The organism is Alphaproteobacteria bacterium, from assembly GCA_035625915.1.
Classification (GTDB): domain Bacteria; phylum Pseudomonadota; class Alphaproteobacteria; order JACZXZ01; family JACZXZ01; genus DATDHA01.
In genome coordinates, this window is record DASPOR010000190.1 from 1 (window position 1) to 9,065 (window position 9,065).

The 9,065-nt window shown below is 61.7% G+C and carries 11 protein-coding genes and 1 tRNA gene; 4 read left to right on the plus strand and 8 right to left on the minus strand.

The genetic code is table 11. The features are described 5' to 3' along the window. The 4 genes from VEJ16_14930 to sfsA all read right to left on the minus strand — a co-directional run. Positions 1 to 312 (minus strand): NAD(P)H-binding protein (locus VEJ16_14930; protein ID HYB10960.1); only part of this gene is annotated, 312 nt, incomplete at its 3' end. Positions 313 to 531: 219 nt separating this feature from the next. Beyond that, on the minus strand, positions 532 to 897 hold the full coding sequence (locus VEJ16_14935) for a UPF0758 domain-containing protein (GenBank protein ID HYB10961.1): 366 nt from the start codon (positions 895 to 897) through the stop codon (positions 532 to 534). Positions 898 to 913: 16 nt separating this feature from the next. Then, entirely contained in the window at positions 914 to 1,729 is an 816-nt protein-coding gene (gene map / locus VEJ16_14940) for a type I methionyl aminopeptidase (protein HYB10962.1), read from the minus strand. A gap of 100 nt (positions 1,730 to 1,829) precedes the next feature. Then, the gene (sfsA, locus tag VEJ16_14945; GenBank protein ID HYB10963.1) at positions 1,830 to 2,546 is read right to left on the minus strand and encodes a DNA/RNA nuclease SfsA; all 717 of its coding nucleotides are present in this window, start codon (positions 2,544 to 2,546) and stop codon (positions 1,830 to 1,832) included. Positions 2,547 to 2,668: 122 nt separating this feature from the next. Here sfsA and VEJ16_14950 point away from each other — a divergent pair, with 122 nt between their 5' ends. After that, positions 2,669 to 3,442, plus strand: a complete 774-nt coding sequence (locus VEJ16_14950) for a molybdopterin-binding protein (GenBank protein HYB10964.1) — start codon at positions 2,669 to 2,671, stop codon at positions 3,440 to 3,442. Positions 3,443 to 3,457: 15 nt separating this feature from the next. On the opposite strand, the gene VEJ16_14955 is transcribed toward VEJ16_14950, so the two are convergent. Continuing rightward, positions 3,458 to 3,736, minus strand: coding sequence for a hypothetical protein (locus VEJ16_14955; protein HYB10965.1), 279 nt, complete (start codon positions 3,734 to 3,736; stop codon positions 3,458 to 3,460). A gap of 190 nt (positions 3,737 to 3,926) precedes the next feature. Here VEJ16_14955 and VEJ16_14960 point away from each other — a divergent pair. Further along, a tRNA-Leu gene (locus tag VEJ16_14960) sits at positions 3,927 to 4,015 on the plus strand. A 145-nt stretch (positions 4,016 to 4,160) separates the two neighbouring features. Next, entirely contained in the window at positions 4,161 to 5,411 is a 1,251-nt protein-coding gene (locus VEJ16_14965) for a Xaa-Pro peptidase family protein (protein ID HYB10966.1), read from the plus strand. A gap of 20 nt (positions 5,412 to 5,431) precedes the next feature. On the opposite strand, the gene VEJ16_14970 is transcribed toward VEJ16_14965, so the two are convergent. Together VEJ16_14970 and VEJ16_14975 are read right to left on the minus strand one after the other, a co-directional pair. Next, positions 5,432 to 6,259: a universal stress protein gene (locus VEJ16_14970; protein HYB10967.1), complete on the minus strand. Its 828-nt coding sequence runs from the start codon at positions 6,257 to 6,259 to the stop codon at positions 5,432 to 5,434. Positions 6,260 to 6,603: 344 nt separating this feature from the next. Further along, on the minus strand, positions 6,604 to 6,819 hold the full coding sequence (locus tag VEJ16_14975) for a hypothetical protein (protein HYB10968.1): 216 nt from the start codon (positions 6,817 to 6,819) through the stop codon (positions 6,604 to 6,606). A gap of 304 nt (positions 6,820 to 7,123) precedes the next feature. On the opposite strand from VEJ16_14975, the gene VEJ16_14980 reads away from it, so the two are divergent. Beyond that, positions 7,124 to 7,891, plus strand: a complete 768-nt coding sequence (locus tag VEJ16_14980) for a DUF1194 domain-containing protein (GenBank protein HYB10969.1) — start codon at positions 7,124 to 7,126, stop codon at positions 7,889 to 7,891. A gap of 7 nt (positions 7,892 to 7,898) precedes the next feature. Here VEJ16_14980 and VEJ16_14985 read toward each other — a convergent pair whose 3' ends face one another. Further along, positions 7,899 to 8,978 (minus strand): TauD/TfdA family dioxygenase, encoded by a 1,080-nt coding sequence (locus VEJ16_14985; protein ID HYB10970.1) that lies wholly within the window; start codon positions 8,976 to 8,978, stop codon positions 7,899 to 7,901. Positions 8,979 to 9,065: the final 87 nt, after the last annotated feature.

Sequence of the window (9,065 nt, forward strand, 5' to 3'; positions counted from 1 at the left end):
CAGGCCGGTGTGCTCGCGTGCCACAGCGGCGATGTTGGCAGTGACCTCTAAATAGCGCGGCGACACGCTCATGCCAAAGTACATGCGCCGGCAGCCCGATAATGCATTAGCAATATCTCGAACCTGGGTAAGGTCGCCTACAACGACCTCGACCCCACTCGCCCGTAGTGCGTCCGTACGCTGGTCTTCATGGCGGACAAACGCACGAACCGGAAGGTCACGGCGGCGAAGCATCTCTATGATAGCGCTGCCCACTCCGCCGAACTGTCCCGGTACGCCTGTGACGAGAATGCGATTACCCGAGGAATCCATGGTTGACGTTCCCCCTGTTCGCTTATGTGCGCGCGCCGAAGCGAAGAGAACCGAAATTCATGGGCGGCCCTCCACCATTCGGACAATCCCTTCGCCTATTTTCCCCGTGGCGGCTTTCATGGGGTCGGCTGCGAGGTGAGCATAACCCTGTGTCGCTTGTGGTTGGGAATTCCTGAGTGCAGCCTTGAGGACGATTTTGTGGATTGAACGGCCAATGATTTATATAACCTTCGGAAAACAAACATTTTTCCTAATCACAAATGAGGACATGACCTCCTCGCGGCCGATCCGAAGGCCGGCGGCATGCACGAGTTTGAGCATGTGAACGGTGGCCACACCGATTCCAGCTGTCGAGGCAAGCTCGTCCCGCTCCGCGGACATCGCGCCCGCGAGGCTGCCGAAACGCGCCAGGATGTTCTTCGCGAGCGGTTTGACATCGCCGCGCGGGATAACGAGGCAGAGCAGTAGCTCAAGGAACTCATAATCCGGCAGGGCGTCGGCACCAGCGCGTTCGAAGCGTTCTCTCAACCTCTGGCGGTGGCCGAGGTAATGGGGCCTCTCGGGCGTGTTCGTTCGTTCGTCCATCGAAGTCGGGGAGGGGTCAGGCGTAAGGCGGCTTATGCCAGTCCTTGGAGGAAAGGGTGAAGATTTCATGGCCATCGGCCGTGACGCCCACCGAATGCTCGAATTGCGCAGACAGCGAGCGATCTTTCGTGACCGCCGTCCAACCGTCGCCCAGCACCTTCACGGCATATTTGCCGGCGTTGATCATGGGCTCGACCGTGAAGAACATGCCCTCGCGGAGGACAACGCCCTCGCCGGGGTCGCCGAAGTGCAGGATGCTCGGCGCATCGTGGAAAATACGCCCAAGGCCGTGGCCACAGAAATCGCGCACGACGGAATACCGATTGGCCTCCGCAAAAGTCTGGATCGCATGACCGATGTCGCCCGTGGTCGCCCCCGGCTGCACCACGGCAATGCCGCGCATCATCGCCTCATACGTCACGTCGATGAGCCGACGCGCCTTGAGCTTGCTTTCGCCAACCTCGTACATGCGGCTCGTGTCGCCGTGCCAGCCGTCGAGGATGGTGGTGACGTCGATATTGAGAATGTCGCCCGAGACGAGGATTTTGTCCTCGGACGGAATGCCGTGGCAAACCACGTGATTGACCGATGTGCAGATCGAACGTGGAAAGCCGCGATAATTGAGCGGTGCCGGCACCGCATGGTGGCTCGTGATGAAGTCGTGGCAAAGACGATCGAGCTCGGCGGTCGAAACACCCGGTTTGACGAAGGGCGTGATGAAGTCGAGGGTGTCCGCCGCAAGCCGTCCCGCCTTGCGCATCCCCTCGAAATGCTCGGGCAGGTGGATCTTGATCCGGCTCTCCTCGGGATGGGTCCGGGATGTGTGCTCCATCTGGTTCATGACGACTCTTTGCCTAATTCCTCAATCTGAGCGGCCACGCGCGGCCGCCGACGTGGCCCAGGTGGCAAATCATGTTTGCACGGTCGCGGGCTCAGTCAAGCTCGATTGGAAGCCGGCCCGTCAATTCAATGGCTTCCGGCGAAACATTGCAAGAGTAGCATATTGCTTCGACGCCATGCGCCATCGCGTCGATGAGGGCCTTGTGATAGGCCGGGTCGATGTCCGTGGCGATGCGGAAGCTCTCGCAGTCGGCACGCTGCACGACATAGACCATCACCGCCCGCGCCCCCCCGACGACTTCCCGGCTCATTTCCACAAGATGCTTGGCCCCTCGCTTGGTCACGGCATCCGGAAACTCCGCCGGCCCGCCGTGCGGCCTGGGATCACGCTTCAAATGCACGTTCTTCACTTCGACGTAACAGTTAGGTCGCCCAGCCCCTTCAAGCAACAGGTCAATGCGGGAGCTTTCCCCGTACCGAACCTCCCGCCGGAGCGTCGGATATCCCGTGAGCTCGGCGATAAGGTCGACACCGATCGCCTCCTCGACCAAGCGATTAGGATGGCCCGTGTTGATGCCGACGAAACCGCCCTGGATTCGTATCAGTTCGAACGTGAGCGGAAGCTTTCGGTTCGGGTTGACCGCGCGCGATAGCCATATCTCGGATCCCGGTGCATCGAGGCCGATCATGCCGCCGGGATTGGGGCAGTGCACCGTCGTGACGGTACCGTCCTCGAGCTCCACGTCCGCCAGAAAGCGCTTGTAGCGCTTGATGAGCCGGCCACGAATGAGGGGACTCGGAAACCGCATGGCGCCGGACGTTACAAGAGCGAACTCGGCGGTTCAATCGGCGAAAGGGACGGCGATACAAGCTGACCGGGCGATGGGCGCAAGCTATACCAAAGGGGTCACTCTTGCCTTCCAGAGGAGCCATGTCCAATCCCGCGCCCGCCTCGAAGATCGTCACCGCGGCCGTCCTCATCATCGGCAATGAAATCCTTTCGGGCCGAACCAAGGACGCCAATCTTCCCTATCTGGCCGTCGAGCTTGACAAGATCGGCGTGCGGCTCATGGAGGCGCGCGTGGTTGCGGACATAGGCGAGCGGATCGTCGAAGCCGTGAATGCGCTTCGCCATCGCTACGACTATGTCTTCACGACGGGCGGCATCGGCCCGACGCATGATGACATCACGGCGGAAAACATCGCCAAGGCGTTTGGCGTGCCACTCTTGCGTCACCCGGAGGCGGTCAGGATTCTGGCGCGGCAATATAAGGACCCGCGCGATCTCAATGAGGCGCGGCTCAGGATGGCGAACGTGCCGGAAGGCGGGGTGCTGATCGACAATCCCGTGAGTGCCGCACCCGGATTTCGAATCGGCAACGTCCTTGTGATGGCGGGTGTCCCCTCGATCATGCAGGCCATGTTTCAGGGCGTTAAGCACAGCCTTGTCGGCGGCGCTCCCGTGCGCTCGCGCACGGTTTCGACGAACCTGCCCGAAGGCAAGATCGCCCAGGGACTCTCGGCACTCCAAGACAAGCATTCGGACATCGAAATCGGCAGCTATCCATTTTATCGCCTTGGCAAGTTCGGCGTGAGCCTTGTCCTTCGGGGGGTGGAGCTGGGGGCGGTCGACCGGACCGCGGACGAGCTCAAGGCGATGCTGATAGAACTCGGTGGGGAAATCCTCGACGACGCGAACGGTTGAGTTCCACCGCCCCAATCACGGACGCTTGCCATTGTCGGTGCGGTCGCCGGACTCGGCCGGCCACAGGCGCTTGACGATGCGTGCGAGGATGAGGCCGGCGACCCAGCCGCCGAGCGGCACGGAAAAGAAATAATCGAAGAGGGGGTCACGGACGTTGTTTCCGGTGATGGCGAGAATCACCAACATCCATAGGGCCGTGAGCGTATAGCCGACGGGGTGCCAAAACGTCCGGCTCCGCCAGGGAATGCCGTCCGGATACCGCCCGCCCAGCAGCCGATCGTAGATTTTGCCCATGGCCCTTTATGCCAGAGCGCCAGGACCGCCGCCAGGACGACGCACGGGTGGCGAAAGCGAGCCATAGGATGATGGACTCATGTAGCGAATCCGAAATTCGACATATTTGGGTGCGCGAACGCGGACCTGATCGCCAAATCGCGTGCCCCCCTTGCCTGTGTGCGGCTGTCGAACTAGGGTCGCACCTGCGGCCCGCCTGGCGGAACCGGTAGACGCAACGGACTTAAAATCCGTTCTTGGGAAACCGAGGTGGGGGTTCGAGTCCCCCGGCGGGCACCACGGAACCGGCGATGACGGCGATACTGAAGCCGAGTGACTTCGCAAGCACCGGCAAAGCCTGTTCTCCTGCGGATCGAGGCGGAGCGCTTGCGGCATTGCAGTCGAGTGGCGAGAACGCAACTGGGGGATCGCCCGAGGGGGGAGCATGACGAAACATTCAAGTAGTGAAAGTGTGAGCGTTGTACCGCTCGCATTCGACGTGGCGGATCGGCTCTCACGGATCGACCAGGCAAAGCTTCGTGGTTATCGGCTGGAGCGCCTCAGGGCCGAGCTTCGCGCCCGCGACTACATGGGATGCCTGCTCACCGATCCCATCAACATCCGCTACGCGACAGGCAGCCGCAATATGCAGGTTTGGACGATGCATTCGCCCGGGCGTTGGGCGTTCGTCCCGACCGAGGGGGCGGTGGTCCTCTTCGAATTCACGAGCTCGATGCACGTGAACGAGGGAATCGAGACGATCGCCGAGTTGCGTCCGACGATCCCGTGGTTTTACTTCCTGGCCGGCCCGCGTTGCGAGGAGAAGGCAACACTCTGGGCCAAGGAGATCGCGGCCCTCGTCGAAAAGCATGGCGGCAAGAATCGCCGCCTTGCGGTCGATCGGTGCGAGCCAATGGGCGCCTTCAAGCTTGCCGCGATGGGCATCGAGCTGTTCGACGCGCAGGAAGCGATCGAACTCGCGCGTGCGATCAAGTCGCCCGAGGAGATCGCCGCGATCCGGCTTGCGATGGACGTGTGCGACGCATCGATCCGCCGGATGCGCGAAGCGCTCCGCCCGGGCGTCACCGAAAATCAATTATGGGCGGTGATGAACGACGTGAATATCGCCCACGACGGCGAATGGATCGAGTGCCGCCTCCTGACATCGGGCGCGCGGACCAATCCCTGGTTTCAGGAATGCGGCAACAAGATAATCGAGCCGGGCGAGATCGTGGCCTTCGACACCGACATGGTCGGACCGCTCGGCTATCTCGCGGACATATCGCGAAGCTGGGTCTGCCCCGGCAAGCGGCCAACCAACGATCAACGCCGTCTCTATGGCCTCGCCCAGGAGCAAGTGATCCACAACATATCCTTGTTGAAGCCCGGCGTCGGCTTCCGGGAATTCGCGGAAAAGTGCTGGCCCGTGCCCGAGGAATTCACGTCGAACCGTTACATGATGATGGTTCACGGCTGCGGCTTGGTCGACGAATTTCCGAGCATCGCCTATGCGCGCGACTTTGCCGATTGGGGTTATGACGGCGAATTCCGGGAAAACATGGTCGTCTCGGTCGAGAGTTATATCGGCGAGGTCGGCGCCAAGGAAGGCATCAAGCTCGAGCAACAGGTGATCGTCACGGCGAAGGGTGCCGTACCGCTTTCCAAGACGCCCTTCGAGGATGCGCTTGTCGTTTGAGGCCGGCCGCCGGAAAAGTCTCAGTGGGCGACGAGGATGGGCACGGTCATGCGCTGAAACATGTCGCGCGACACGCCGCCGAGGACGAGTTCGCGCAATCGCGAATGGCCGTAAACGCCCATCACGATCAGGCTTGCCGACTCATCCGACGCGCGCGAGAGGATCATGTCGCTCGTCTTGATGTCGTCGGCGACGATCGGGTGTGCTTCCGCGGCGACCCCGTGCCGCTTCAAATGACGCACGATGCCGCTCGAGGGGACCTCTTCGCCCGACTTTGCATTGATCGTCAGGATCACCACGCGCTTCGAATCGACGAGGAGAGGCAGGGCGTCGTTCACGGCACGTGCCGCTTGCGGGCTCGCGTTCCAGGCAACCAGCACCTGTTCGCCGAAATTTCTCGAATCCCACGCGTAGGGAATGACCAGCGCCGGTCGCCCCGATGCCATCGCGACCTGCTCGGGCAGATCGAAGGAAACGCCACGCCCCACTTCGTCAGGATCGACCTGGCCGAGAATCGTGAGATCGGAATCGCGGGCCGCCAGGGCGACGATCTTGGCGCGATCGTCGCCGACACCCTCGATCCACAGGGTCTTGTCCTTCATTTTCGCGGTGTGCTTTTTGAAAAGCGCTTCGGCGCCCTCGCGCTGCTGCGCCGCACGCGCCTCCATGTCTTCCACCATCTCGGGCGGAAACTGGTCCGCAATAAGAGGCGACATGCCGGTCGGGAGTGCTGCGTAAAGCCCGCTCAAATGGGCCGAAAACCTCTCGGCCAGCGATACGGCAAAGCGCACGCGCGCCTCGGCATGTTTCGAACCGTCGACGTGGACGAGGAGATCTTTGAAAGACATGACGCTGCTCCCTCTCCGAGGCGGGCGTGATTCCCTTGGTTCCTTACCCCAACGCCGGCATCGTCGGTCGATAGGGCGGCCGCTCTAATAAGCCGTTGCTCTCGAACCCCGCATTGATTTATCGCAAACGCCTTTCTGAAGTGCCGGAGGTTCGGATCGAACCACTCTCCCTCCCTGCTGTTTCCGTTGAGGCTCGGAATTGCCTCACGATCTCTATGCAATCCTTTTCCCGCCTCGGAATGTGACGGGACGGGTAGGGGTGGTTTGAATAAAACCGATCACGCTCCAACGACAGTGGGCCCAGACCGAAACCGCAAATTGCACTCAGGCAACGCAGGACCGCCTCACACCGCCTTGCTCGCCGGAATCGCGACTTCCCCTTGCTTGGCGCGTCGAACGGTATGATCCATCACTTGCCAAACGGGGCCTTCATAATAGTAAACGAGAACGACCTCGACCTCATGGCCGCGCGCGCGCAATTGCCCACCATGCTTCTCTGCCTCTTCACGCGTATCGAAGGCGTATTGAAAGCCATGTTTTGCAAGAAGCTGGGGCATCACTCGTCGCCTCGCTCGTATTGCCGGCGCCTCCTCACACCCTATCTTACTTAGTATGGCGCAAGGCGAGCCTTTGGCAAGGGGCTCGCGGATCCGAAACACGGCGGCCATGAAATTCCCGTGGGGCAGGGTCAGCACCTCGGGTGCGCGGTGCGCATGCGTAACCCTCGCGGCGGCGGCATTCCTCGGGTAGCATGACTAGCCCCGACCTCGTGGCCGCGATGACGGACTGGCGCCAGCCGACGTCTTCATCGGCGCGCCGTGCGTATGCTTCGGGGAAGTGCCTTTGAAGCGCAGGAGTCTACAAGTGCAGCCGCGCGATTTTCGACCGCACCACTTCGCTTTCGCGATTGCCGCCGCCCTCGCGGTGTCGATCTTCGCCACCCCGAATCGAACGCTCGCGGCGGAGACGGTCGACGTTGCCATCGTACTCGCGGCGGATGTATCGCGCAGCGTGGACGACGACGAGTTCAACCTTCAACGCGAAGGCTATGCGCGCGCGTTCACCAATCCACAGGTGCTGCAGGCGATCCAGGCGGGTGCCAATCGTGGGATCGCGGTCACTTTCGTTGAATGGTCGGGTGCTTCGGATCAGAAAGTGGTGGCAGACTGGACGATCGTGCGCGACGGCGAAAGCGGGGCCGTATTTTCGTCGATGATCCTCGCCCCGCCGCGTTCCTTCGCCGGCCTTACCTCGATCAGCGCCGCCGTCGATTTTTCGATGAAGCTTTTCGCGGACGGGCGGTTTCAGACAGCGCGCCGCGTGATCGATATTTCAGGTGACGGCACAAGCAATTCGGGCCGCCCGATCCTCCAGGCGCGGGACGAAGCGATCGCTCAAGGGGTGACCATCAACGGCCTCACCATCCTCAATCTGCACCCCAATCCGGGCTTTTTAGCCCACACCCAGCCACCCGGCGGTCTGCCTAACTACTACCGCGAAAACGTCATCGGCGGACCGATGTCGTTCCTCGTGGAGATCGAGGATTTCAAGTCGTTCGGCGAGGCGATCGTCAGCAAGTTGGTCGGCGAGATCGCCGGCACGGGCGCTGCCAAAGGAATCGCCGCGCGCTGAGAGCCGATCAGGACGGCCGGGCCTGGCCGATACCGCCACGCAAGGCGCCCGCGGCGACCTGCCCCCAAAGAACCGCATGATCTTCCGGCAGCGCCCGGCTGTTCGGCATGGCGAGCCAGAGGCGATAGAGGCTACGGCGTTGTCCGAGCGTATCGTCGTCCTCGAATGGCGTGCGGCCGTGATAGACCACGTGGTTGTTGAGGAGTTGAATGTCGCCGGGCTCCATCCGCATTTCGAATGACAGGTCCTTGGCGAGCGCCATGAGCATTTCAATCGCCTCATGCTGTGCCGCGGTGAGGCGCGGAACGCTCGGCACCTTTTGCGCCACTTCGATGTATGTCAGCGAGTAGTGGCTCGTGAATTTTCCATCCCGGTCTCCGAAGATAGGCAGAGCGTAGATCGCGTCGGGGGTGGTCTCTTCCTCGCCGAACCGGCTGCGGTAGAATTTTTGATAGAGCACCTCGAGGAGGTCGGGTCTGCGCCTGAGGATCTCGTTCCTGACCGCGACGGAACTTGCAAGCGTGCTCACTCCGCCAGCACGCGCTTGATTGACGCAAAGCAGCCCGACCACGTCGCAGCGATCGGTATGAAAGCGCAGGGCGCCGTTCGAGAGGGTCCGCGCGTATGAAGAGAGGAACACCGGCCCCGAATTCTCGCCTTTCGCATCGCCATCGTGGATTTGACCGTAGCGCGCGCCGACCTCGGCACCTTCATCGCGAATTTCGCGCATAAGCTCGCCGTTGCGGTTCTGGAAGACCGGATGCCCGAGGTTGGCGCCGAGACCGAACCAAATCTGGCGCAATTCATCCGCCGAATAACGGTCGACGGGCAAGCCTCGAAGCTTGATCATGCCGCACCCGTCCTCAAGCTCGCGCCGGATATCGGCGAAATCTTCGGCCATGCCCGGGAGAGGAAACGCCTCGCCCGTCGTCTCGCGCCAGGGAATGCCTTTGACCCGGCACGCGCCGAGTGCCGCATCGATCTCCGCTAGGGCTCGAGGGCTTAGATGGCGCAGCCAGCGCGTCGAGTCCGCGATTTCGTCTCCACGCCAGGCGTTAGGCCCTAATAACGGGCTTCGTGCGGTCATGGTCGGGTCTCCGAGTTATTCTTCAGCGGCATTCTAAGGGGCGTGCCTGTCGAGCGCGAGGGCATAGATCGCAAGCAAGAGCCACCC

Coding starts and splice junctions, on each gene's coding strand:
- VEJ16_14955 (HYB10965.1), bottom strand. CDS start 3,736: ATGGGCAAAATCTACGATCGGCTGCTGGGCGGGCGGTATCCGGACGGC.
- VEJ16_14950 (HYB10964.1), top strand. CDS start 2,669: ATGTCCAATCCCGCGCCCGCCTCGAAGATCGTCACCGCGGCCGTCCTC.
- VEJ16_14985 (HYB10970.1), bottom strand. CDS start 8,978: ATGACCGCACGAAGCCCGTTATTAGGGCCTAACGCCTGGCGTGGAGAC.
- sfsA (HYB10963.1), bottom strand. CDS start 2,546: ATGCGGTTTCCGAGTCCCCTCATTCGTGGCCGGCTCATCAAGCGCTAC.
- VEJ16_14935 (HYB10961.1), bottom strand. CDS start 897: ATGGACGAACGAACGAACACGCCCGAGAGGCCCCATTACCTCGGCCAC.
- VEJ16_14970 (HYB10967.1), bottom strand. CDS start 6,259: ATGTCTTTCAAAGATCTCCTCGTCCACGTCGACGGTTCGAAACATGCC.
- map (HYB10962.1), bottom strand. CDS start 1,729: ATGGAGCACACATCCCGGACCCATCCCGAGGAGAGCCGGATCAAGATC.
- VEJ16_14965 (HYB10966.1), top strand. CDS start 4,161: ATGACGAAACATTCAAGTAGTGAAAGTGTGAGCGTTGTACCGCTCGCA.